Annotated in this window: 24 protein-coding genes; 13 read left to right on the forward strand and 11 right to left on the reverse strand. The window is 71.4% G+C overall.

What is annotated here, in order from left to right:
- Window positions 1–52: 52 nt before the first annotated feature.
- On the forward strand, window positions 53–1,480 hold the full coding sequence (purB, locus tag ACQP1V_RS20570; RefSeq protein ID WP_387409585.1) for an adenylosuccinate lyase: 1,428 nt from the start codon (window positions 53–55) through the stop codon (window positions 1,478–1,480).
- Window positions 1,477–2,307 (forward strand): GNAT family N-acetyltransferase, encoded by an 831-nt coding sequence (locus ACQP1V_RS20575; protein ID WP_433425372.1) that lies wholly within the window; start codon window positions 1,477–1,479, stop codon window positions 2,305–2,307. The genes purB and ACQP1V_RS20575 overlap by 4 nt, the downstream gene beginning before the upstream one ends.
- Window positions 2,308–2,491: 184 nt before the next feature.
- Here ACQP1V_RS20575 and ACQP1V_RS20580 read toward each other — a convergent pair whose 3' ends face one another.
- The 4 genes from ACQP1V_RS20580 to ACQP1V_RS20595 form a co-directional block, all read right to left on the reverse strand.
- Complete coding sequence (locus ACQP1V_RS20580) at window positions 2,492–2,848, reverse strand: YdeI/OmpD-associated family protein (RefSeq protein WP_433425374.1); 357 nt, start codon at window positions 2,846–2,848, stop codon at window positions 2,492–2,494.
- A 5-nt stretch (window positions 2,849–2,853) separates the two neighbouring features.
- Window positions 2,854–3,267 carry a VOC family protein gene (locus ACQP1V_RS20585; protein ID WP_387409589.1) on the reverse strand — a complete coding sequence of 138 codons (414 nt, stop codon included), beginning with the start codon at window positions 3,265–3,267 and terminating at the stop codon, window positions 2,854–2,856.
- Between the two features lie 193 nt (window positions 3,268–3,460).
- The gene (locus tag ACQP1V_RS20590) at window positions 3,461–4,180 is read right to left on the reverse strand and encodes an HAD family hydrolase (RefSeq protein ID WP_433425376.1); all 720 of its coding nucleotides are present in this window, start codon (window positions 4,178–4,180) and stop codon (window positions 3,461–3,463) included.
- Window positions 4,181–4,290: 110 nt separating this feature from the next.
- Window positions 4,291–5,025 carry a GNAT family N-acetyltransferase gene (locus ACQP1V_RS20595; RefSeq protein ID WP_433425378.1) on the reverse strand — a complete coding sequence of 245 codons (735 nt, stop codon included), beginning with the start codon at window positions 5,023–5,025 and terminating at the stop codon, window positions 4,291–4,293.
- A gap of 219 nt (window positions 5,026–5,244) precedes the next feature.
- On the opposite strand from ACQP1V_RS20595, the gene ACQP1V_RS20600 reads away from it, so the two are divergent.
- The 3 genes from ACQP1V_RS20600 to ACQP1V_RS20610 are packed head-to-tail and all read left to right on the forward strand — an operon-like array spanning window position 5,245 to window position 7,092.
- Entirely contained in the window at window positions 5,245–5,697 is a 453-nt protein-coding gene (locus ACQP1V_RS20600; RefSeq protein WP_433425380.1) for a hypothetical protein, read from the forward strand.
- On the forward strand, window positions 5,684–6,187 hold the full coding sequence (locus tag ACQP1V_RS20605) for a DUF3995 domain-containing protein (protein WP_433425382.1): 504 nt from the start codon (window positions 5,684–5,686) through the stop codon (window positions 6,185–6,187). The genes ACQP1V_RS20600 and ACQP1V_RS20605 overlap by 14 nt, the downstream gene beginning before the upstream one ends.
- Before the next feature lie 59 nt (window positions 6,188–6,246).
- The gene (locus tag ACQP1V_RS20610; protein ID WP_433425384.1) at window positions 6,247–7,092 is read left to right on the forward strand and encodes a MerR family transcriptional regulator; all 846 of its coding nucleotides are present in this window, start codon (window positions 6,247–6,249) and stop codon (window positions 7,090–7,092) included.
- A gap of 204 nt (window positions 7,093–7,296) precedes the next feature.
- Here ACQP1V_RS20610 and ACQP1V_RS20615 read toward each other — a convergent pair whose 3' ends face one another.
- Together ACQP1V_RS20615 and ACQP1V_RS20620 are read right to left on the reverse strand one after the other, a co-directional pair.
- On the reverse strand, window positions 7,297–7,965 hold the full coding sequence (locus tag ACQP1V_RS20615; protein ID WP_433425386.1) for a LysE family translocator: 669 nt from the start codon (window positions 7,963–7,965) through the stop codon (window positions 7,297–7,299).
- Between the two features lie 129 nt (window positions 7,966–8,094).
- A complete protein-coding gene (locus ACQP1V_RS20620) occupies window positions 8,095–9,192 on the reverse strand; it encodes a tyrosine-type recombinase/integrase (protein WP_433425388.1) in 1,098 nt (365 codons plus the stop codon).
- Between the two features lie 200 nt (window positions 9,193–9,392).
- Here ACQP1V_RS20620 and ACQP1V_RS20625 point away from each other — a divergent pair, with 200 nt between their 5' ends.
- The 4 genes from ACQP1V_RS20625 (at window position 9,393) to ACQP1V_RS20640 (ending at window position 13,500) form a co-directional block, all read left to right on the forward strand.
- Complete coding sequence (locus ACQP1V_RS20625; protein WP_433425390.1) at window positions 9,393–10,829, forward strand: MFS transporter; 1,437 nt, start codon at window positions 9,393–9,395, stop codon at window positions 10,827–10,829.
- A gap of 154 nt (window positions 10,830–10,983) precedes the next feature.
- On the forward strand, window positions 10,984–11,424 hold the full coding sequence (locus ACQP1V_RS20630) for a MarR family winged helix-turn-helix transcriptional regulator (RefSeq protein ID WP_433425393.1): 441 nt from the start codon (window positions 10,984–10,986) through the stop codon (window positions 11,422–11,424).
- Between the two features lie 79 nt (window positions 11,425–11,503).
- Window positions 11,504–12,910, forward strand: coding sequence for an MFS transporter (locus ACQP1V_RS20635; RefSeq protein ID WP_433425395.1), 1,407 nt, complete (start codon window positions 11,504–11,506; stop codon window positions 12,908–12,910).
- Window positions 12,911–12,945: 35 nt separating this feature from the next.
- Window positions 12,946–13,500: an isochorismatase family protein gene (locus ACQP1V_RS20640; protein ID WP_433425397.1), complete on the forward strand. Its 555-nt coding sequence runs from the start codon at window positions 12,946–12,948 to the stop codon at window positions 13,498–13,500.
- Between the two features lie 200 nt (window positions 13,501–13,700).
- On the opposite strand, the gene ACQP1V_RS20645 is transcribed toward ACQP1V_RS20640, so the two are convergent.
- Both ACQP1V_RS20645 and ACQP1V_RS20650 read right to left on the reverse strand, forming a co-directional pair.
- Window positions 13,701–14,030 (reverse strand): DUF3817 domain-containing protein, encoded by a 330-nt coding sequence (locus ACQP1V_RS20645; RefSeq protein WP_433425399.1) that lies wholly within the window; start codon window positions 14,028–14,030, stop codon window positions 13,701–13,703.
- Window positions 14,031–14,077: 47 nt separating this feature from the next.
- Entirely contained in the window at window positions 14,078–15,367 is a 1,290-nt protein-coding gene (locus tag ACQP1V_RS20650; protein WP_433425401.1) for an alpha/beta fold hydrolase, read from the reverse strand.
- Window positions 15,368–15,424: 57 nt separating this feature from the next.
- On the opposite strand from ACQP1V_RS20650, the gene ACQP1V_RS20655 reads away from it, so the two are divergent.
- Window positions 15,425–15,976 (forward strand): helix-turn-helix domain-containing protein, encoded by a 552-nt coding sequence (locus tag ACQP1V_RS20655; RefSeq protein ID WP_433425403.1) that lies wholly within the window; start codon window positions 15,425–15,427, stop codon window positions 15,974–15,976.
- Window positions 15,977–16,395: 419 nt separating this feature from the next.
- Window positions 16,396–16,767 carry a ClpX C4-type zinc finger protein gene (locus ACQP1V_RS20660; RefSeq protein ID WP_067126919.1) on the forward strand — a complete coding sequence of 124 codons (372 nt, stop codon included), beginning with the start codon at window positions 16,396–16,398 and terminating at the stop codon, window positions 16,765–16,767.
- Between the two features lie 32 nt (window positions 16,768–16,799).
- Here ACQP1V_RS20660 and ACQP1V_RS20665 read toward each other — a convergent pair whose 3' ends face one another.
- Window positions 16,800–17,240, reverse strand: coding sequence for a MarR family winged helix-turn-helix transcriptional regulator (locus ACQP1V_RS20665; protein WP_433425405.1), 441 nt, complete (start codon window positions 17,238–17,240; stop codon window positions 16,800–16,802).
- A 203-nt stretch (window positions 17,241–17,443) separates the two neighbouring features.
- On the opposite strand from ACQP1V_RS20665, the gene ACQP1V_RS20670 reads away from it, so the two are divergent.
- On the forward strand, window positions 17,444–18,532 hold the full coding sequence (locus tag ACQP1V_RS20670) for an epoxide hydrolase family protein (RefSeq protein ID WP_433425407.1): 1,089 nt from the start codon (window positions 17,444–17,446) through the stop codon (window positions 18,530–18,532).
- Between the two features lie 23 nt (window positions 18,533–18,555).
- Window positions 18,556–19,107: a GNAT family N-acetyltransferase gene (locus ACQP1V_RS20675; protein ID WP_433425409.1), complete on the forward strand. Its 552-nt coding sequence runs from the start codon at window positions 18,556–18,558 to the stop codon at window positions 19,105–19,107.
- A gap of 178 nt (window positions 19,108–19,285) precedes the next feature.
- Here ACQP1V_RS20675 and ACQP1V_RS20680 read toward each other — a convergent pair whose 3' ends face one another.
- Both ACQP1V_RS20680 and uppS read right to left on the reverse strand, forming a co-directional pair.
- A complete protein-coding gene (locus ACQP1V_RS20680) occupies window positions 19,286–20,755 on the reverse strand; it encodes an oxygenase MpaB family protein (protein ID WP_433425411.1) in 1,470 nt (489 codons plus the stop codon).
- Window positions 20,755–21,444: a polyprenyl diphosphate synthase gene (gene uppS / locus ACQP1V_RS20685; RefSeq protein ID WP_433425413.1), complete on the reverse strand. Its 690-nt coding sequence runs from the start codon at window positions 21,442–21,444 to the stop codon at window positions 20,755–20,757. The genes ACQP1V_RS20680 and uppS overlap by 1 nt, the downstream gene beginning before the upstream one ends.
- Between the last annotated feature and the right edge of the window lie 19 nt (window positions 21,445–21,463).

Consider the following 21,463-nt stretch of genomic DNA (forward strand, 5'->3'; position numbering starts at 1 on the left):
ACGTGGGGGACCGGCGCGAGCCGTGTCCGGGGAATCAATAAACTGGGCCAACGTGAGTGACAAGCCGCGTATCCCGAATGTCCTGGCCTCCCGCTACGCCTCCGCGGAGCTGGCCCGTCTGTGGTCCCCCGAGCACAAGGTGGTGCTGGAACGCCGGTTGTGGCTGGCGGTGCTGAAGGCGCAGGCCGACCTCGGCGTCGAGGTGCCGGCGGAGGCGGTCGCCGACTACGAGAAGGTGGTCGACCAGGTCGACCTGGCCTCGATCGCCGCGCGTGAGCGGGTCACCCGGCATGACGTGAAGGCCCGCATCGAGGAGTTCAACGCGCTGGCGGGGCACGAGCAGGTGCACAAGGGGATGACCTCGCGTGACCTGACCGAGAACGTCGAGCAGTTGCAGATCCGGGAGAGCCTGCTGCTGGTGCGGGCGCGGACGGTGGCGCTGCTGGCGCGGCTGGCCCGGCTCGCGGCCCAGCATTCGGAGCTGGTGATGGCGGGGCGGTCGCACAACGTGGCCGCGCAGGCGACGACGCTGGGCAAGCGGTTCGCGACGGCGGCCGACGAGCTGCTGGTGGCGTTCGGGCGGCTGGAGGACCTGGTCGGGCGGTACCCGCTGCGCGGGGTGAAGGGGCCGGTCGGGACCGCGCAGGACATGCTGGACCTGCTCGGGTCGCAGGAGCGGCTGGCGGAGCTGGAGGACCGGGTCGCGGCGCATCTGGGGTTCGCGCGGCGGTTCACCAGTGTGGGGCAGGTGTATCCGCGGTCGCTGGACTACGACGTGCTGTCGGCGCTGGTGCAGCTCGCCGCCGCGCCGTCGTCGCTGGCCAAGACGATCCGGCTGATGGCCGGGCACGAGCTGGTGACGGAGGGGTTCAAGGAGGGCCAGGTCGGCTCTTCGGCGATGCCGCACAAGATGAACACGCGTTCGTGCGAGCGGGTCAACGGGCTGACGGTGATCCTGCGCGGGTACGCGTCGATGACGGGTGAGCTGGCCGGCGACCAGTGGAACGAGGGGGACGTGTCCTGCTCGGTGGTGCGGCGAGTAGCGCTGCCGGACGCGTTCTTCGCGTTCGACGGCCTGGTGGAGACGATGCTGACCGTGCTCGACGAGTTCGGGGCGTTCCCGGCGGTGATCGAGGCGGAGCTGGACCGGTATCTGCCGTTCCTGGGGACGACGAAGATGCTGATGGCGGCGGTCCGCGCGGGGGTGGGCCGGGAGACCGGGCACGAGCTGATCAAGGAGCACGCGGTGGCGTCGGCGCTGGCGATGCGGTCGCAGGGGTCGGCGAACGCGCTGCTGGACCGGCTGGCGGCCGATGAGCGGTTCCCGCTGGACCGGGAGCGGCTGGACGGGCTGCTGGCGGACCGGATCTCGTTCACCGGTGCCGCCTCGTCGCAGGTGGGTGCGGTGGTCGAGCAGGTGGCGGAGGTCGCGGCGCGCTATCCGGAGGCCGCCGAGTACCGGCCGGGCGCGATCCTGTGACGGCGGGGTCGCCGCGCCCGCTGGCCTCGGCCGCGGAGGTGGCCGAGGCCGGCGAGGACGACGACCTGATCGTGTGGGCGGCGCAGGGGATGCGGCCGGGGGTGCGGGCCTGGGCGCTGGGTGACGCGGTGGCGGTGGCCAGTCCGGGCGCGTCGCGGCGGGATCGGCTGGCGGTCCGGGGGAGTACGGCGTGCGCGCTGCCGCTGGTTCGGCACGCGCTGGCGGAGGCGGGGCCGACGTACCGGCCGCTCGGGGACGCCGAGCTGGTGCGGGCGGTCTCGGCCGGGGTCGAGGGGATGACCGAGGCGGTGGGCTTCTCGTGGATGGTCACCCGGTCGGCACCCCCGCCCCCGCCCCCACCCCTGCCGCCGCGGCCCGAGTCCGCGGGTGGCGGCGCGGCCGGCTGGTTGGGGCCGGACGCCGATCCGGAGATCGCCGCTCTGCTGGCGGGGGCGAACCCGTCGTCGTACGCGGTGCCCGGCATCGACCGGGTGTCGCGCTGGGCGGGGGTGCGGGACGCGTCGGGCGCGCTGGTCGCGGTCGCGGCGGACGCCTGGTCGGCCCCGACGGTGGGGCTGATGGCGGGTGTGGCGACGGCGGCGCCGGCGCGGGGCCGTGGTCTGGCCGAGCGGGTGTGCCGGTTCGTGACGCGGGCGTTGGTGGCCGAGCACGGCCGGTCGGCGCTGATGGTGGACGACGGGAACGACTCGGCGATCCGGTTGTACGAGCGGCTGGGGTACGCGCGTCGCCGGGTGGCGGCCCTGGCGCCCGCCGGCACCCGGGGCGAAAGAGCGACGATGGGATCTTTGAGTAGTGGGGGCTGCTGAGCGCGTCGCACCCCACCACTACCGAGATCGCCGCCGGCCGGAGGATCGCGCCTTTTCTAGCTGGACGGCTGGTGCGGAGTCGTAGGCCTGTTCGGTGGCCTTGCCGGGGGCGTCGGCTGCCGGCCCCGCCCCCTGGTCGCGACCGGGCTCGTGGATTCGCCTCCGCCGGTCCGCAAAGCGTGTGCTAGGCGGGCCAGCGGCCGGCGGTTTTGGCGGTCTCGATCGCGGCGCGGCCTGCCGGGCGCATCCGGCCGGCGGCCGTCAGCGCCTCGGCCTTCGCGACGTTGATGCCGGACCAAGGGCTTCGGCGGGTGCGCGGCGAGTAGCGCTGCAGGTAGTAGTCGCCGTCGAACGCCCTGCGGTGGCTGTCGATCCAGCCGTGGCACAGCGCCTCGTCCAAGGCCTCGTCGAGGGTGACGGTCGTCGCGTTGCCGTTCTTCTTGGCGATCAGCAGCCAGATGTCGCGGGCGGTCTCGTGGTGCTCGGCGAGCCATGCCCTCCAGGCGGCGGCGTTGTCCAGGAGCAGGGCGTTGTCGGTCATCGTGGTCAGCCCTTCCGGCCCGCGAGGACGTCCATGTAGTGGTGGTTGACCATGACGCCGAGGATGTTGCCGAACGGGTCGCGCACCGAGGCGGTGACGAACCCGGGGCCGCGCTCGGTCGGCTTCTCGAACGGGGTGGCCCCCATCTCCAGCAGCCGCTCCCAGGTCGCCTCCAGGTCGTCGACGGCCCAGTAGACGATCGCTCCGCCGCCCTCGGTGCTCCAGCCGTCCGGAGCGAACCGCGCGTCGATGATGCCGAGCTCGTGCTGGTAGTCGCCGACGCGGAACTCCACGTAGGCCGGGTCGCCCTGCTCGGGCCGCTGGAAGTAGGCCCGTACGCCGAGGAACTCGGCGTACCAGTCACGGGCGGCGACGACGTCATGGGCGTAGAAGCTGATGGTGGTGAGTCCGCGGAGCATGTCCTTCTGCCTTCCGTTCGGTGGCTTGTGAGATCGATGCTTCCAGGCAAAGTGCTCATCTAATGATCACTTTTCTGGCATCGTCTCGAAGCGTGAGAGCGGATCGTCTGGTGGCCGTCCTGCCGGCCTACCTGGCGGCTGGGGACGTGTTCGGGAGCGGAGGGCCGGTGAGCGTCCGGCGCAGCCGAGCGGCTCAGCCGAGCAGCGCCGGGAGTTCGCGCAGCGAGGTGATGCGCGGCGGCCCCTGCCTGTCGGGGTGGCCGGCATCGGGGTGGCCGGCATCGGGGTGGCCGGTTTCGTGGCGGTCGAGCCAGACGCCGCGCATGCCGACCCGGGTCGGGCCGATCGCGTCGAGTTCGCGGTCGTCCCCGACGAGGAGGATCTCCTGCGGGTGCAGTCCGAGCTTGGCCGCCGCGGCCAGGTAGCACTCGGGGGCGGGTTTGAAGGCGCCGAGCGCGTCGGGGGTCAGGACGGGGTCGAGGCGGTCCATCAGGCCGATCCGGCGGAGCTTGGCCTCCTGCTGCACCGGGACGCCGTTGGTGAGGACGCCGAGGGTCAGGCCGCGGCCGGTGAGCGCGTCCAGTGTGCAGGCGGCGTCGGGGAAGGCCGTCCACGCGGCTTCGTAGTGCCGGAGGAAGTCGGCGTAGGCGGTGTCGAGGTCGGCGGGGAGCGGCAGCCGCATGAGGTGGCAGAAGTCGCGGAGCCGTCGGCGGCGCTGCTCGGCGAAGGAGCACTCTCCGGCGTGCCAGGCGGGCAGGTGCCGCCGTTCCAGGTCCAGCCAGAGGGCGGGGACGCCGGTGCGCGGCAGGTGGCCGGGGGAGAGCGCGCGTGTCCAGGCCACGGCGGCGTGGGCGACCGCGCCACGGTGGTCGAAAAGGGTCTCGTCGAGGTCGAAAAGGACCGCCCTGATCATGAGGACATCCTGGCGGATCGGGGTTTCGGTCGCGTTTCGATCGGGTGAACGCGACGCCGCGGCCGACTGGGAAGCCGCGGCCGTGGGCGGCCGGTGCGCGGGTCTCTTGATCAGCTTTTCCTGGTGAGCTTCCAAAGCCAGCCGATGGCGCGCAGGCCGAGGCGTCCGGCCACGCGCTGGGAGGAGAGGTTGTCGGCGCTGGTGCTGTAGAACAGGTGCGGGCAGTCCGCGGACAGCAGGTCGGCCCAGGCGGCGGTCGTGGCGGCCGCGTAGCCGCGGCCGCGGAACGCCGGGTCGGTCCAGGTGCCCGCCTCGGCGCCGGCGCGGGTTCGGCGGGGGGTGTGGCAGATGGAGGCCACCCGGTCGCCGTCGGCGATCATCGTCCAGGGTGCTCCGTGGCCGCCGTCGAGGAGTTCCTCCCATTCGTCGGGTTCCCAGTTGCCGGGCCGGATGGCGCGTACGCGCCCGGCGTCCGCCGGGCGGTCGGAGCGCAGCACCGCGACGGAGACGTCGAACCGCAGGGGCGGGCGGACCAGGTAGCTCGGGCCCGCCGACAGCGTCCAGTCGCCCGGCGCGGCCTGCTCCAGGAGCGCGCGGCACGGTTCCAGGACGGCCGGGGGCCGGCCGGGGTGGGACGGCGTGGCATAGGCGGTGAGGTCGAGCAGCCGCGCGGCGAGGTCGTCGGGCACGGTGGCGGCGACGGTGGCGCCGACGCCGTCGGGCGCGACGGCGATGACCAGCGCTTCGGGGCCGGGCAGCCGGCCGCGGGCGTCGACGTCCCACAGGACGCGCGTCTCGGTGTCGAGAAGCTCCAGATCGCCCGGGCTGGAGGCGGTTCGGCTCATCGTGCTCCTTCCTCATCGGGGGCGGGGCTGGGAGCCGCCGGGGGCGGTGGCCGGTGGCCGGTTTCTTGATCGTAGTCGGCGGCCGGCCGCCCGGGAGGGCCGCTACCGCCGCCACACCGGCGCGTCCTGGCCCGGAACTCCGTATGTCCCCCCGCGTGGGGGAGCCTTCTCCCCCGTACAGGGGAGTGATGCCTGATCCGCCCTGTCTACGGTCGAGCCATGCTTGAGTCCGCTCACCGGCGACGCTGGCCGGCGTACACGCTGGCGGTGTTGTTCCTCGGCTACTCCGTGGGGAAGGCCGCCTTCGCCCTGCAGGCACGGCTCGGCTTTCCCGGTGGCCCGCCCGTGCCGGCCGCAGAGGCGCAGAGGTACTTCATGGACGCGGCTGTCGCGCAGTGGATCGCGGCCGGCTCCGGCGTGGTGGCCGCGTGCGTCATCCTCGCCACCGTCACGCGGCTGGGACGCAAGGTGCCGAAGGCGCTGATGCTGCTCGCGCTGGCCGTGATGCTGCTGGCCGTCGGAGGCGGCGCGGCGATCATGATCGTAGACGGGTTCGTCGGCATCGGCGTGGGCTGGAAGTGGTATCACGGCGTTCTTGGCATCTTCGGGATCGGGCTGTTCGCGGAGACGTGCCGGTCCTACATGGTGGGAACACGACGTGTCACGGTCTGACTGGACGCGGGTGGGCGGGTACGGCGCGGCGGCCCTGTGCGTGGTCTACGGATCGATGAAGTTAGCCCAGGCGCTGGGGGCCAACGCGCTGGCCGACAAGGACCCGCTACCGCCGGAGCTGCACGAGCGGCTGGTGGCGCGCGATCCGCTGTTCGTGGCGAGCCACTGGGTGCTCGCCGGTGCCGCGGTTGTGGGCGTCGTCGTGGCGCTGGCCACCGTCCGCCCCTGGGGTGTGGCCGTTCCGCGCCGGCTGCTGCCGGCGCTCGCGTGGGCCGCGGGGATCTTCATGATCGCTCGGTCGGTCGGAGTGGTGGGGTTCGGTTTCGTCCCTGACGCGCTGAGGCTGGCCGGGGTCGTCGAGGTGCCCGCCGAGCACGCCGCGCTGGCTCGTGAGCTGGCGTTGTGGGACCTGCTGCTGTGGTCGCCGTTCTTCTTGCTCTGGGGTACGTGCTGGACGACAGCCGCGATGCGGTTCCGCCGGGTTTCCTAGGCCGGTCCGAAATCGAGTGGCGGCGCCTTCCGCTCGGCTGAGGGGCCATGCTGGGTCGGGTGAACGACGACCTGCTGTCCATCGGGCAGTTCGCCCGGCTCTCCCGGCTCAGCGTCAAGCAGCTCCGCAATTACGCCGATCTCGGGCTGCTCGAACCCGCGTGGATCGACCCCGACAGCGGCTACCGCTACTACCGGGCCGGACAGGCGCGGGCGGCTCTGTCCATCGGGCTGCTGCGCTCGCTCGACGTCCCCCTGGCCGTGGTCGCGACCGTGATCGGATCCGGCGCCGCGGACCCGGAGGAGCCGGGCGTCGGGGACCGGCGGGCCGCCACCGCGCTCGCCCGCGTACGGGACGACCTGGAATCGGAGCTTGCCCGCCGCCGCCGTACCCTGCGGACTCTGGAACGCATCCTGGAGGGCGGTCTGCCCGCCGCCGAGGTGAGCGTGGTGCGTGAGCCGCCGCACCGGGTCGCGCTGCTGCGTGACGTCGCCGCCTCGCCTGAGCACATCGGCGCCGTCACCTCGGCCTGCGTCGGCCGGCTGCTCGCGGCCCTGCGGTCCTTCCCCCTCAGCGGGCCGGTGCGGCTCATCGGCCTGTTCCCGGTCGACGTCGAGGACGCCGTCCCGATCACGGTCGCGGCGGTGCTCCCCGAATGGCATGGCGACGAGCCGCCGCCCGGGACCCGGCCTCACATCCTGCCCGGCGGGACCTTCGCCCGCGCCGTCCACGTGGGACCGTACGACCAGATCCCGCTCACCGCGCACGCTCTGCTGGCCTGGTGTGCCGAGCGCGGCCATCCTCCCGCCGGGCCGCTGCGCGAGGTCTATGTCAGTGACCCTTCGACCGCGCCGCCCGAAGAGCTGGTTACCCACCTCATGATTCCTTTGGAGGGAATGTCATGACTTCTTTCAGCCTGAACGCGGTGAGGTGAATCCGCCAGGTGAACCGGAATCGAGGAGCCCGGCCTCCAGCAGCCGGCGGGTCAGATGGATGCGACGCCGTGGACGCGCGAGCAGGGCACGCAGGAGCTGATGGACCCGCCGGGACGCCGAACTGAGCCGCGCCGCCGCGCGCCGGCGTTCGTCCGTGATGCGACGCGTCGGTGCTCACTCGGCGGACAGCGCCAGGCGTAGCCCGAACCCGACCAGCACGGTGCCGGTGATCCGGTCGATGACCCGATGGACTCGGGCCCCGGTCAGCCAGGCGCGCGCCAGATGCGTCCCGAAGATCAGCAACGTGAACCACGCCATCCCTTCGACGTTGTGTACCAGCGTAAGCAGCAAGCCCATCGGCAGGTGCGGCGCGTCCGCCGGGATGAACTGCGGCAGCATCGCCACGTAGAACACGCCGATCTTGGGGTTGAGCAGGTTCGTCACCAGTCCGCGCGCCCACGCCTCGCCCGGTCCGGCCGCAACCGCAGGCGTGTCCGTGATCTCGGTGGGCCCGGCACCGGAGGATGTGGTCGTCAAAGATGCGGACCGCCTGCGCATCGTGCGCCACACCATGGTGGCGCCGAACCAGACGAGATAGGCGGCCCCGGCCAGCCGCAGCACCGTGTACGCCGTCTGTGACGCGGTCAGGAGGGCCGACACTCCCACCGCCGCACCCGCACCCCACACCAGCACGCCCGTGTTGATCCCCAGGGCGGTCGCGAACGCGTGCCGCCGCCCTCCCGAGATGGCCGCTCTCAGGACCAGGGCGGTGTCCAGGCCGGGAACGATCGTCATCAGGCCGGCCACGACGGAGAACGAGGCAAGTGCCGAGAATACGGTCATGCGTCGATCCTTGCGAGGAACGTCCGGCTTCGTCCAGCCAGTTGACGGGCAGTACGTCAACCTTCGGCGGGCCCACCCCCGGCAGCCTGACCTCAGCCGGGGACCGCGCCCGACCCCGGGCCGGCGCCCTCACTGCCCCTCGTCGTCCGGGTCCTCCCGTACGGCCGGCGCCGGCCCGTCCACCACGCCACGACGGCCGCGCAGCAGCGGATGCGCCCGCATCGCCACCTCCAGCTCGCCGGGCAGCTCGTCGCGGTAGCGCCCCAGCGTCGACAGGTCGCTGTGCCCCAGCACCCGGCGCACCGCGTCCATGTCCGTGCCGTCGGCCAGTAGATGCGTCGCCGTCGTGTGCCGCAGCCCGTGCGGTGTCACGCCGCGTTGCCGTCCCGGCTCCACCCGCCGCTGCATCCGGTCGATCACCGCCTGGACGTCGCCCCGCGCCAGCCGCCGGCCCCGCCACGACAGCAGCAGCGCCTTCTCCTCGCCAGCCGCCCGCCCCTCGATGTAGGCGTCGAACACCTCCGCCACATCGGCCGGGAGCGGGACGTCCCGCGTCCGGCCGCCCTTGCCGAAGATCCGCCAGTACCGCACGCCGTCGTTGGTGTAGAAGTCCTCCACGTTGGCGCGCACCAGCTCCGACACCCGCGGCCCCATCGTCGTCAGCAGCAGCACGATCAGCGCGTCGCGCGCCTCGGTGCGCTGGTCCCTGCGGCGGGCCGGCTCCTCCACCGGGGACCGCGCGGCCCCGATCAGGCCCTCGGCCTGCTCCCGGGTGAGCGCCCGCCGCTCGGCCCGCAGCCCGCCCCGCTCCCGCGCGGTGACCGTCGCCGCCGGCATCGGGTTGAGCTGCACCCAGCCGGACAGCGCCGCGTGTTTGAACAGCGCCGACACCGAGCGGCGGAACCGCCCCTGCGAGGCCGCGCTCTGCGTCCCCGCCGCCGCGCCTCCCGTGTTTGCGGTGCCCGTCTCGTTCGGGGATGCCGCCGCGCGGCGGCGCTCGTCCGGTTTGCGGGCGAAGGCCAGCAGCACGGCGTCCACGTCCTCACCCGTGAGATCGTCCAGCACCCGATCGGGACCCGCCAGCCGCGCGAACGTGGCCACGTCCCGCGCGTACACCTCGGCGGTGGCGGGAGACAGCGCCCCCGTCAGCGTCTTGGCCCGGACCAGCTCCACGTAGCGATCCACGGCCTCCTCCACGGTGAGGCGGTTCAACCGAGCCGGAAGCATGATCCACACCGTATCCCGGCCCACCGACAACCCGCGCCCGCTCGCACGACTACCCGATCGAGGGATGCGCCCGTCCGGCCCGCCCCGCGAGGCTGGAGACGCGCCTCCCGGCGCCCGCCGTACGCCGGGAGGCCACCGCCGGCGACGCGGGCAGGGAAACGGTCGCGGGTGAGCACGGGCTGAGCGGGGGAGCGGTGCCGATGACAGCCGAGCAGCTCAAGGTCGTGCGCACCGCCGTACCCGCCCGCCTGGACCGGCTGCCCTGGTCGCGTTTCCACTGGCGGATCGTCGTCGGCCTGGGGACCGTCTGGGTTCTGGACGGCATCGAGGTGACGATCGTCGGCGCCATCGCCCCCCGCATGACCGAACCCGGCAGCGGCATCGCCCTCACGGCCGCCGACATCGGCACCGCCGCCGCCCTCTACGTCGCCGGAGCGTGCACCGGCGCACTCGTCTTCGGCCAGCTCACCGACCGCTACGGCCGCAAACGACTCTTCATGATCACCCTGGCGCTGTACGTCGTCGCGACCGTGGCCACCGCCTTCTCCTTCGCCCCGTGGTACCTGTTCCTGTTCCGCTTCTTCACCGGGATGGGCATCGGAGGGGAGTACGCCGCGATCAACTCGGCGATCGACGAGCTCATCCCGGCGCGCAACCGCGGCCAGGTCGACCTCACCATCAACGGCAGCTTCTGGGCCGGCTCCGCGCTCGGCAGTGCCGCCGCGCTGCTGCTGCTGTCCACGCTGTTACCGACCGACATCGGCTGGCGGCTCGCCTTCGGCATCGGCGGCCTCCTCGGCATCGGCATCATGATCGTGCGCCGGCAGGTGCCCGAGAGCCCCCGCTGGCTGTTCATCCACGGCCACGAGCGCGAGGCCGAGCGCATCGTCGGCGCCATCGAGACCGAGGTCCGCGCCGAGACCGGCCGCGAGCTGCCCCCGCCCCATGGCGCCATCACCGTACGGCAGCGTCACGCGATCCCCTTCCGGGACATCGCCGAGGTTGCGATCCGGCGCTACCCCCGGCGGACCGTCCTGGGGCTGGCCCTGTTCATCGGGCAGGCGTTCCTCTACAACGCCGTCACGTTCGACCTCGGCACCATCCTGCACACCTTCTTCGGTGTCACGTCGGGTGCGGTGCCGTACTTCATGGTGGTTTTCGCGCTCGGCAACTTCCTCGGGCCACTCCTGCTCGGGCGGCTGTTCGACACGGTCGGCCGCGTGCCGATGATCTCCGGGACCTATCTCGGGTCGGCCGCGCTCGCCGCCGTGCTCGGCGTCCTCTTCATGAGCGGCGGGTTGACCGCCGTCTCCTTCGTCGCGCTCATCGCGCTCACGTTCTTCGTCGCCTCGGCGGGGGCCAGCGCGGCCTACCTCACCGTCAGCGAGATCTTCCCGATGGAGACCAGGGCGCTGGCGATCGCCCTCTTCTACGCCGTCGGCACCGGAATCGGCGGCATCACCGGGCCGCTGGTGTTCGGCGGCTTCATCGCCACCGGCAACACGACCCTGGTCGCGGTGGGCTTCTTCATCGGGGCCGCCGCCATGGCCGTCGGCGGCGTCGTCGAGCTGGTCTTCGGCGTGCGGGCCGAGCAGCAGTCACTCGAACACATCGCCAAGCCGTTGACCGCCGAATGAGCGCACCCGGGTCCTGGCCATATGTGGCGTTCTCCAGGTACGGCGCTCGTCCAGCAGTTCAGCAGCGGCGAGCGCACGCCGTCCGGCAGCGCCGCCCGCCGCATTAGAAAGGCTGGCATTGCAATATCGTCCTTCGAAGCCTAGCCTTCTAATTATGGACGCTCGCGATGCTCTGAACCGGTCCACCGCCACCGCGATCCGGGTGGCGCTGGGAATGCTCAAGCGACGCACCCGCGAGGCCGTGGCCGACGGGCAGTTGACGACCCCGGAGTTGTCCGCGCTGGCACAGATCGATCGCAGCGGTCCGAGCACTGTCGCCGATCTCGCCCGTCAGCAGCAGATCACCCCGCAGGCGATGGGCTCCACCGTCGCGTCGCTGGAGAAGCACGGGCTGGTAACGCGGTCCCCGGACCCCAACGACCGGCGGCGATCGCTGCTGACGGTGAGTGGCGCGGGCAGCGACGTCCTCCACTCCGGCCGCAACGCGATATCCGATCGCATGACCGTCGCCCTCGGCGAGTCGTTCACCGACGACGAGGTCGCCACTCTGGCGGCTGCGGCTCCGCTGCTGGAACGCCTGGCCCAGCATCTCTGACCCTTGATCCAAACCAGCCCCCATGCCGAGCGTGCTGAGCCGATGACGTGCGGCCTCGACCACGCATAAGGACGTGCGTATGGCAGTGACCGAAGAGCACTCCGCGACTGTGCCTGCGTACGGTGGCCACCCGTTTTCCTGGCGCTTCACCACGCCCCTGTTCATCGGTTCGGCCCTCAACCCGATCAACAGCTCTCTCATCGCGACGGCGCTGCTGCCGATCGCCAGCGACGTGGGCATCCAGATCGGCCAGGCCGCGGCCCTTGTGGCCGCCCTTTACCTGGCGAGCGCGATCGCCCAGCCCACCGCGGGCAAGGCCGCCGAGGTGTTCGGGCCCCGGCGGGTCTTCATGTCCGGCATCGTCATCGTCGCCCTCGGCGCCGTCTTCGGCGGCTTCGCGCAGAGCCTGTGGATGCTGATCCTGAGCCGGGTCGTGATTGGATTGGGCACCTCGTGCGCGTACCCGACCGCAATGCTGCTCATCCAACGCCGCGCGCGGGATGCCGGCCTGGCCAAGCCGCCGGGCGGCGTCCTTGGCGGACTCATGATCGCCGGGATCGCCACCGCCTCGCTCGGCCTTCCCCTCGGCGGCGTCCTGGTGAACGCCCTGACCTGGAGAGCTGTCTTCTTCGTCAACGTGCCCGTCGCCGTCATCGCGTTCATCGCCGCGGTCGCCTGGATCGAACCCGACCCAAAGCGTGCCGAACGGATGAGCGCGCATGAGATCGCGTCGAAGCTCGACGTGTCCGGCATCCTCGGCTTCGTTGGAGCCATGCTGACGCTGCTGATCTTCCTGTTCGGTCTGCCGACCGCGCACTGGTGGATCCTCGCACTGTCCATTGCGCTGTGGGCGGCGCTGGTGCTGTGGGAGCTGCGAGCGCGGACCCCCTTCCTCGACGTGCGGCTCCTGGCCGCCAACCCCGGACTGGCCAACACCTACCTGCGCTTCGGCCTGACCCAGTTGTGTGTATACGTCGTCCTGTATGGCGTCACCCAGTGGATCGAAAGCGTCCGCGGCTTCAGCGAGTCCGCCGCCGGACTGCTCCTGCTGCCCATGACGCTGGTCTCGGGTCTCATCATCACGCCGCTCTCCCGGCGCAGCCTCGTCCGGGGACCGGCCGTCGCAGCCGCTGCCACCTGCCTGCTCGGATCGGTCGGCGTCCTGCTGCTCAGCTCCACAGTGTGGATCGGCACCGTGGTCATCCTGACCCTCGTGTTCGGTCTCGCCATCGGCTTCTCAACCGCCGGCAACCAGACCTCGCTCACCCAGCATGCACCCGCCGATCAGCTGGGCACCGCGTCCGGGCTGCTGCGCACCTTCGGGTACGTCGGCTCCATCGGCGCCAGCGCCGTCACCGGCTTGGTCTTCCATCACAACGTCACCAATCACGGCGTCCACCGGATCGGCTGGATCATGACGGCCGTCAGCCTCGTTCTGGCGGCACTCACACTCGCCGACCGCACCCTGCGGCCCGCCCGGCACTGACCGCTCAACACCATCAATTGATGAAGGAGATACCCATGCCCATCACCACGATCGACCCCAACACGGCCCTCATCGTCGTCGATCTCCAGTCCGCCTCCGCCCAAATGCCGACGGTTCACCCGTTCGACGCCGTCCTGGCCAACGCGGTCAGGCTCGCCGACGCGTTCCGCGCCAAGCAACTCCCCGTCGTACTCGTCAACGTCGCCGGTGGTGCCCCGGGCCGCACCGAGCACGACTTCGGGGCCTCGGACCTCCCCTCTGGCTGGACGGACCTTCTCCCGGAACTTAACCAGCAGCCAGGCGACAAGACCGTCACCAAGTACACCTGGGGGGCGTTCCACAACACCGACCTGGCAGAACATCTCCAGGAATTCGGCGTCACCCAGGTCGTCGTCTGCGGACTCTCCACTGCCATCGGTGTCGAGTCCACCGCCCGACAGGCCCACGAGCACGGCTTCCACGTGGCGCTGCCCCTGGACGCCATGACCGACCTCGACGCCGCCACGCACGAGAACTCGGCCACGTTGATCTTCCCCCGCCTCGGAGAGACGGGCACCACCGCCGAGGTCCTCGCCCACATCGGCGCCTGACAGTGATGACGTAGATGAGCGCCTCCCGGCGCGGCGTGAACCACGCGCTCCAGGTTGCGACGGTGAAATGGGACAGGAGGCCGGGGGATCGGGACGGCGCCACCGTGGTAGTGCCGTGTGGCCGCGGCCTGGCCGTCGCCAGTCCAGGCGCCGGCGCACCTGGAGTCCGGCCTGAACCTCTAGGCCGGCCGGTGGCGCGGTCAGGCCGATTCCGCGTGGGCGGCCGCCAGCGGGGCGGCCGGCTCCAGGCGCCGGGTCATCCGCCGTTCGAACCACACCGTGACGAACGGCGGCACCGCGCACGCCAGCCCGAGCACCACGGTGCCGCGGCTCCACTGCCCCGCACGCGCGGCGGACAGCACCGCGAGCACGTAGAGCACGAACAGCGCGCCGTGGATCGGCCCGAAGACCCGCACGCCGATCTCGCTGCCGACCACCACGTACTTGAAGAACATGCCGACGAGAAGGCCCGCCCAGGAGAACGCCTCGGCGATCGCGACGGCACGGAAGAGGCGGAACGCGGAGGGCATGAGGGCATCACCTTTCACACATGCGGCAGGGAGGGGTTGCCCCGAGCCTACGGGCACCCGGGGCCGCCCCCGCCGCCGGGCCGCACCCGAGGCGCCAGCCACTCGGCGACGTCGGCGACCACGGCCGCGTCGACGTGGTGCGCCGCCTCGTACTCCGCGGGCGTGGAGGGACCCGCGCCAGGAAAGAACAGGTGGTTGTCGGCGTCGTGGACGCGGATCGTCACGTCGCGCCGGTGGGCGAGGCCTGCCCTCCAGCGTGCCAGGTCGTCCTCGACGGTCACCTGGTAGTCGCGGCCGCCCTGCAGGATCAGCATCGGCCGGTCCAGCGCCGCCGCGGCCGCCACGGGATCGTAGCCGCGCAGATCCAGCCAGTACGCGCCCGGCAGACCGAAGGGCAGCTCCGCCGCGGGCGTGGAGGGCGACAGGCCGGGGCTGTCGACCGTCGCCGCCTGCCGGGCGATCAGCTCGGCGAACTCCTCCGCGCCGGGATCCAGCGAGGCGAGGTAGCGGGTCACGCGGACGGCGGCCCGGTGCATCGGTTGAGCGTCACCGGCAAGGATCACCAGACCGGCGACGGACGGCTCGGCGGCCGCGACCCGCGGCGCCACCTTGCCTCCCATGCTGTGGCCGACGACGAAGACCCGCCCCGGATCCACCATCGGCTGAGCCTGGAGCAGACGGACGGCGGCCACCGCGTGCGGAACGTACTCCTCCGACATGGTGAACCCGGGCGTGTCCGCGACCTGAGCGCCGTGGACGTGGGTGACCTTGTCGAACCGCAGCACCGCCACGCCGCGGCTGGCCAGCCCCCAGGCCAGATCCTTCAGCGGCTTGTTCGGCCCGCCGGTGGCGTCACGGTCGAACGGCCCCCCGCCCGCGAGCAGCACCACGCCCGGTCGCGGCTCGTGGCCGCGGGGCAGGCTCAGCGTTCCCGGTACGGCGAGGGGGCCGGCGCCGAGCGTGACCCCGTGCTCGTCGAACGTCTCCTGGTCGGCGTACGGCGGCGGCGTCCACGCCGCGGTGGCCGGGGGCGCGAGGCGCAGACCGTGAATCAGGCCGGTCTCGTCGAACGCCATGACCATCGTGAGCCCCCCGCGCTCGCAGGTCACGGGGACGCTCACCCGGACCAGCCCCGAGTGGATCGGCTCGCTCACCGGCGTTCCGATGGCGGAGACCGGCCCGTTCCGGCCCGCCTCCGAGGCCCAGGCGGTCCGTACCGTCTCGGCGGACACCTGTGCCCGCAGCGGCGGCGCGAACAGGGCCTCGAGGTCCCCGAAGCGCTCGTCGCGTGCCAGTTCGACGACCGCCCTGGCGGCCGCCTCGTGATCGGCTTTCATCACCCTCCACCTTTCTTGAACTTTGAGAAAGGTAACACATCATGAGAATGTAACCCGATGGACCCGTTGGAACTGCTCGCGCAACCGGTACGGCTGCGCATCGTGCACGCCATGCGAGGAGGGCGGACGCTCACCACCTCCCAGCTCTGCGCCCGCCTCCCCGACGTCTCCAAGGCGACCGTCTACCGGCATGTCGACCTGCTCGCCGCCGGAGGCATCCTCGAGGTCGCCGACGAGCGGCGCGTACGCGGCGCGGTGGAGCGCCGATACCGCCTGCGCCAGGACCGAGCGGCGATCGACGCCGAGACGGCCGAGTCGCTGACACTCGACGATCACCGGAGTGGGTTCGCCGCGGCGATGGCCGCCCTGATCGCCGAGTTCAACGCCTACCTGGACCGGGATCGCGCCGACCCCGCGGCCGACCTCGTCGGCTACCGTCAACACGCCGTCTGGCTCAGCCACGACGAGCTGCTGGAGATGATCGGCGAGATGCGCCGCGCCATCGCGCCCCGACTGGCGAACCCGCCGGGGCCGGGCCGCGCGCGGTACCTGATCAGTCCGATCCAGTTCCCGGTGGAGGAACCGCCCGCCGACCCCGAGGCCGGTTGAGCGGCCGCCGACACCGGCCGGCCACCAAGGGCGGGGGCCTGGTTCGCCCTGAAGACGTGCACCCCGACGAACTGATCCGCGCGGTCCGTGCCGCTCACGCCGGGCAGGCGTACCTGTCGCCGGCCGTGGCTGTTCAGGTGGTCGGCCAGTTCGTCGATGCCGGGCCCGTACTCATGGGCTCGCCGACGATGCCTCACCGTTTCGGTCAGTCAGATCACCTGTACCGGATGACCGCATCACCGGAGTCCGACGGCGCTTCGCAATGGCGAAATCCATGCTCAGAGGCGGCTTGTGGCTCGTCGCAGAGTTCTTGACGGCACCCATCCCGCGCCGGCTGCTTGTCAGGCGAAGCCTGACAGTCTAGGTTCAAGATCTCACTGTCAGGAGATGCCTGACAGTCGTCGACCCCGGGAGGGCCCATGGCCGCCCCATCCCTGAACGAGGAGAAGATCCACTGCTCGTTCTGCGCCAAATCGAGGGACGACGTCGAGCGGGTGATCGCCGGCCCCGGCGTGTACATCTGCAACGAATGCGTCGGACTGTGCAACGCCGTCCTCGCCACCCTGCCCGACCCGGCGCCCGCCGCCGAGATCCCCTGGCCGGACCGCGCGACCGACGAAGAGATCCTCGAACTCCTGCCGCGCATCGCCGCGGCGAGCGCCCAGGTCGACGCGAGCCTGCAGGTCTGGGTGGACCGGCTCCGCGACCGGGGCGTCACCTGGGCCAAGATCGGCGCCGCGCTCGGCATGGCCCGGCAGTCGGCCTGGGAGCGGTTCTCAGGAGAGGAGTAGAGGTCCGCGCCCGGCGGGGGATCGGCCGATGTTCACCCCCGCTGGTGGTGCGTGAGCAGTTGAGTGAGCAGGCGGGTCAAGGTCTGCCTGTCCTCGGCCGGAAGCGGTCCGAGTAGGTCGTCCTGCACCTTGTCGAGCGCATGGTCCATGCGTCGCAGTTGCCGCTCACCTGCCGTGGTGAGGGTCACGATGTTGCGCCTTCGGTCATCCGGGTCCGGCGTCCGCTCGACGAAACCCTGCTCGGCCAGTTCGTTGATCGCCGCCACGACGTCGCTGCGGTCCATGTTGCACCGGCGACCGAGCTCGGCCTGGCTGGCCACCCCGAACTCGTCCAGCGCGGCCAGGATCCGGTAGTGGTACCCCCGCGCGCCCACCCCGCCGAAGCCGTCGGACGCCAACCGGTGGGCGTGCACTGCCAGCTGGGTGAGCAGCCAACTCGGCTTCGCGGTCAGGCGTGCGGGTGTCTCTTCCACGACAGCCACCCTACATCGTTGGCGGAGCCAATGAATCTGTGTATAGTTGGCCTCGCCAACGTTGGAGATTCCAACGAAATGGCGCCTTCGACGAGTGCCCCTTGCGGCGAGTCCGGCAAATCGTTGACGGCCGCCCACGATAGCGACGCACCAAACGCCGGCCGCCCGAACATTCGGGCACCGAATCCCCTGGAGTGAAGACCGTGATCAAGCCGTTCCGCATCGACATCCCCCAGGCCGACCTCGACGACCTGACCGACCGGCTCTCCCGCACCCGTTGGCCCAACGAGGTCGCCGACGCCGGGTGGGACTACGGCTTCCCGCTGGCGCGGCTCAAGGAACTGGCCGAACACTGGCGCACCGGCTACGACTGGCGCGCACACGAGGCCAAGCTCAACGAGCTTCCGCACTTCACCACCGAGATCGACGGCCAGAACATCCACTTCGTTCACGTCCGGTCGTCGAAACCGGACGCGCTCGCGCTGATCCTCACCCACGGCTGGCCCGGTTCGTTCCTGGAGTTCCTCAACGTGATCGAGCCGCTGTCGCGCGACTTCCACCTGGTGATTCCGTCCATCCCGGGTTACGGCTTCTCCGGGCCGACCCACGAACGCGGCTGGGATGCCGTCCGGATCGCGCGGGCCTGGGCTGAGCTGATGCGCCGCCTCGGGTACGAGCGCTACGGCGCGCAGGGGGGTGACTTCGGCGCGGGCATCTCCATGGCGCTCGGCACGGTGGCACCCGAGCAGGTCGCCGGGGTGCACGTCAACTACCTGCCGACCCGGCCGGTCCCGGACGCCGGCATCGAACTGTCCGAAACGGACGAAGCCCGGCTGGACAAGGTCCGGCAGCTGATGGCGAACCGCCCGCCGTACCAGGCTCTGCAGGCCACCACCCCGCAGACCATCGGCTACGCGCTGACCGACTCACCGGTCGGCCAGCTGGCCTGGATCGCCGAGCGCTTCGCCCAGTGGACCGACCCTCGCTCGCAGATCAGCGACGAGCGGATGCTCACCGACATCTCGCTGTACTGGCTGACCGCCACCGCGGCCTCCTCGGCGCGGCTGCACCGCGAGGCTTCGCGGCGGACCGAGCCGTGCCCGGTACCGGTTGGCGTGGCGGTGTTCGCGCACGACATCACGCAGTCGGTGCGACCGCTGGCCGAGCGGCTGTACGACATCAGGCACTGGTCGGAGTTCGAGCGCGGCGGCCACTTCGCCGCGATGGAGGTGCCGGAGCTGCTCGCCGAGGACGTCCGGGACTTCTTCCTCACCCACGTCAAGTACGACTAGCCAGGAGACACTGCCGGCCGCGAATGGTGAACGTCGAGGCGCCCATGTGCGCGCTGGTCCAGGATCTGCTGTCCGAGAACGGCTGGAACGCCGACGAGCCGTGGACACCGCTGCGCCGCGACCTCACGGAGCCGGTGAAGGACCCAGGCGTGCGGATCGAGGTGATCGGGCCGGAGCAGGCGCACGTGCGGACCGCCATACAGCGGGCGTCGTTCGACGGTTCGACGTTCACGGACGAGCGCTGGCACGCGATGGCGGCCGGATTGCCGTACGCCGACGCCCGGTGTCTGGTCGCGTACGACGACCAGGGCAACGCGGTGGCGGCGGTGACGGTGTGGTCGGCCGGTCCGGGTAAGCCCGGGTTGCTCGAGCCGATGGGCGTGCACCGGGAACGTCGCGGTCACGGCTACGGTAAGGCGATCACCGTCGCCGCGGCGGCCGCACTCCAGGGGCTGGGCTCGTTGAGCGCGCTCGTCTGCACCCCGAGCTCCAACGTCGGCGCCGTCGCCACCTACAAGTCAGCTGGCTTCCAGGAACTCCCCGAGGTCTGGGACAAATACCGGGACGCCCAATAGATCCGGTCATTCCAGGTGGAAGTCACTCACCACGCCGACAATGGCCCTCGCGCCGCCCATGCGCGCGGGCCGGCGACACCGGCTCGACCTGGTCGGCGTCGCGCTGGCCACCGCCGGGCTGAGCGGCATCGAGCGCGCGTTCCACTGGGAGTCACGCGCGCTCCACCACGCGATGTGGTCAGGATTGGGCGAACAACCCGTCGTAGGCGTCCGAGTGCCCGCGGCCGGCCATGAAGTTCAGGAACCGGCGGACGAACTCGGCGCGGGTCAGCCGCTCGTCACCGTCGCCGCCGCCCGTGTCGTGATTGAACGCGGTGTGGAAGAGGGCCCGGTACTCCCGCGCGTCGATGGTCTGGTCGCCGTCCGCGTCGGTGACGTCGAACAGCACCTCGGCGACCCTGATGAGGGCGGAGCTGGTCATCGCGGCGGTCGCCGCGGCGTACTCCTGGCCGGTGATACGTCCGTCGCCGTCGGTGTCCAGCTCCTTCTGCAGCTCCCGCCACCAGTCCGCGAAGGCGGCGAACAGGCGGTCCTCGTCCGGGGTGTCCAGATCGAGACGGGTGGCGATCTCCCGCGCCATCGCCGCGAGGTCGGGCCAGTCGAGGTACCCGTTGCCGGTCTGGTCCAGGACCTCGGCGAAGAACCGTGAGGCGGACCGCAGCCGAGACTCGTCGGCGGCCGGCTCCATCGGGGCCGGCGTGAGAAGACGCAGGAGCGCCCCCGCCTTCGCCGCGCCGCGGCGCAGCCCTCCCAGCGCGTCGCCGCCCGACGGAGAAGCGTACGCCGGGTCGAGCATGGTCATGACCGTGTCCAGCCGCGTCCACGCCTCCGGCAGCAGCCGCGTCGCGAGCCGCGTGGACAGGTACGCGGTGTGCGTCAACGCGCGGGTGCCCGGCAGCTCGGGAAGCCCCAGCCGCGCGCGAAGCCGCTCGGGCAGCGACGCCACGGTGATCGCGGTGGCCACGGGACCGGCGAGCGCCCGGCCCGCCGCCCACGCGGCCGGACTGTCCCGCAGCAGGGGAGGGGCGGGCACCTGCGCGAACAGGCGGTCGAGGATGATGTGGACCGCCTCGGTGTTCTCCAGCCGCTCCTCGATCATGAAGTCGTAGTAGGGCCAGAACTCCCGCAGCGTCGGCGGAAGCTTCCCGCCGTCGGGGTCCGTCAGGGCGAGGAACGCGAGAAACTCGGAGTACAGCCGGTCCAGGGCGGGGCTGTCGAGGGACTCGCCGCTCAGCCGGCACATCGTGACCGTGGACTCGAACAGCGTCGCCACCACCCACGCGCGCGCCTCGGGGTCCGCCGCGTTGAACTGGCGGCCCTCGGCGTCGGTGCCGGTGATGCGCGCGTGCAGGCGATTCAGCCGGGCCGCCTCCCGCTGCCGTACCCGCTCGTCGGGGTTGACCATCCGCTGCGCGCTGAGCACGGTGTTGCGCAGCCGCCGCCAGGGATGCGCGACGAAGGTCGAGTTGGTGATCAGCGCCGCGCCGATCTGCGGGTGCGCGGCCTCCAGCACGATGGCCCGGGTCGCCACCAGCCCCCAGCGCACCTGGTGGCTCAGCTCGTAGAGCATCGATCCGGGGCCGAGTGGGTCGGCGGGGGACGCGGACGCGATGCCGTCATCGATGCCCGCGGGTGCGGCGTTGCTCATCAAGGTCCCTTTCCTGTCGCGGTCGGTACCTGCACACCGCCGAACCGGCGGTCGCGCCGCCGGTAGACGTCCAGGCATTCCCAAAAGTGCTCGGCGCGGAAGTCCGGCCACAGCACGCTGGGGAAGGCCCATTCGGCGTAGGCCACCTGCCAGAGCATGAAGTTGGAGATCCGCTGCTCTCCTGAGGTGCGGATGACCAGGTCCACCTCCGGCATGTCCGGGTGGGGGAGATGGCGGGCGAAACTCTCCTCGGTGACCTGCTCGGGCGGTACGCCGTCGCGGATCAGCGATCGGGCGGCCTCGACGATGTCACGGCGTCCGCCGTGATCGAACGCCACCGTCAACGTCATCCGCCGGTTGTCGCGGGTGAGCGCCATCAGGTCGGCGATGTCCCGAGCCAGTGGCGGCGGGATCCGGGGGTCGGAGACCCCCAGGAAACGGCATCGGATCCCGCGCGCGTGCAGCGACAGGGCGTGCTTGCGTATGGCGCGCCGCACCAGCCGCAGCAGGACGTCGACCTCGGCGGCCGGGCGCCGCCAGTTCTCGGTCGAGAAGGCATACAGGCTCAGCCACTCGACGCCGGCCGTGTGGGCCGCCTCGATGACGTCGATCACCGCGGCCTCGGCCGCCCGGTGTCCCGCGGTGCGGGGGAGCGACCGCTGCGCCGCCCATCGGCCGTTCCCGTCCATGACGCACGCCACATGGCGC

Source organism: Microtetraspora malaysiensis (genome assembly GCF_050947145.1).
Taxonomy (GTDB): domain Bacteria; phylum Actinomycetota; class Actinomycetes; order Streptosporangiales; family Streptosporangiaceae; genus Microtetraspora_A; species Microtetraspora_A malaysiensis.

What these genes read in the sequence shown, in the direction of transcription:
- ACQP1V_RS20625 (WP_433425390.1), top strand. Translation starts at nt 9,393, where the DNA reads ATGACAGCCGAGCAGCTCAAGGTCGTGCGCACCGCCGTACCCGCCCGC.
- ACQP1V_RS20650 (WP_433425401.1), bottom strand. Translation starts at nt 15,367, where the DNA reads ATGAAAGCCGATCACGAGGCGGCCGCCAGGGCGGTCGTCGAACTGGCA.
- ACQP1V_RS20615 (WP_433425386.1), bottom strand. Translation starts at nt 7,965, where the DNA reads ATGACCGTATTCTCGGCACTTGCCTCGTTCTCCGTCGTGGCCGGCCTG.
- ACQP1V_RS20600 (WP_433425380.1), top strand. Translation starts at nt 5,245, where the DNA reads ATGCTTGAGTCCGCTCACCGGCGACGCTGGCCGGCGTACACGCTGGCG.
- ACQP1V_RS20580 (WP_433425374.1), bottom strand. Translation starts at nt 2,848, where the DNA reads ATGACCGACAACGCCCTGCTCCTGGACAACGCCGCCGCCTGGAGGGCA.
- ACQP1V_RS20640 (WP_433425397.1), top strand. Translation starts at nt 12,946, where the DNA reads ATGCCCATCACCACGATCGACCCCAACACGGCCCTCATCGTCGTCGAT.
- ACQP1V_RS20590 (WP_433425376.1), bottom strand. Translation starts at nt 4,180, where the DNA reads ATGATCAGGGCGGTCCTTTTCGACCTCGACGAGACCCTTTTCGACCAC.
- ACQP1V_RS20655 (WP_433425403.1), top strand. Translation starts at nt 15,425, where the DNA reads ATGGACCCGTTGGAACTGCTCGCGCAACCGGTACGGCTGCGCATCGTG.
- ACQP1V_RS20660 (WP_067126919.1), top strand. Translation starts at nt 16,396, where the DNA reads ATGGCCGCCCCATCCCTGAACGAGGAGAAGATCCACTGCTCGTTCTGC.
- ACQP1V_RS20680 (WP_433425411.1), bottom strand. Translation starts at nt 20,755, where the DNA reads ATGAGCAACGCCGCACCCGCGGGCATCGATGACGGCATCGCGTCCGCG.
- ACQP1V_RS20675 (WP_433425409.1), top strand. Translation starts at nt 18,556, where the DNA reads ATGGTGAACGTCGAGGCGCCCATGTGCGCGCTGGTCCAGGATCTGCTG.
- ACQP1V_RS20635 (WP_433425395.1), top strand. Translation starts at nt 11,504, where the DNA reads ATGGCAGTGACCGAAGAGCACTCCGCGACTGTGCCTGCGTACGGTGGC.
- ACQP1V_RS20645 (WP_433425399.1), bottom strand. Translation starts at nt 14,030, where the DNA reads ATGCCCTCCGCGTTCCGCCTCTTCCGTGCCGTCGCGATCGCCGAGGCG.
- ACQP1V_RS20595 (WP_433425378.1), bottom strand. Translation starts at nt 5,025, where the DNA reads ATGAGCCGAACCGCCTCCAGCCCGGGCGATCTGGAGCTTCTCGACACC.
- ACQP1V_RS20585 (WP_387409589.1), bottom strand. Translation starts at nt 3,267, where the DNA reads ATGCTCCGCGGACTCACCACCATCAGCTTCTACGCCCATGACGTCGTC.
- uppS (WP_433425413.1), bottom strand. Translation starts at nt 21,444, where the DNA reads ATGGACGGGAACGGCCGATGGGCGGCGCAGCGGTCGCTCCCCCGCACC.
- ACQP1V_RS20620 (WP_433425388.1), bottom strand. Translation starts at nt 9,192, where the DNA reads ATGCTTCCGGCTCGGTTGAACCGCCTCACCGTGGAGGAGGCCGTGGAT.
- ACQP1V_RS20630 (WP_433425393.1), top strand. Translation starts at nt 10,984, where the DNA reads ATGGACGCTCGCGATGCTCTGAACCGGTCCACCGCCACCGCGATCCGG.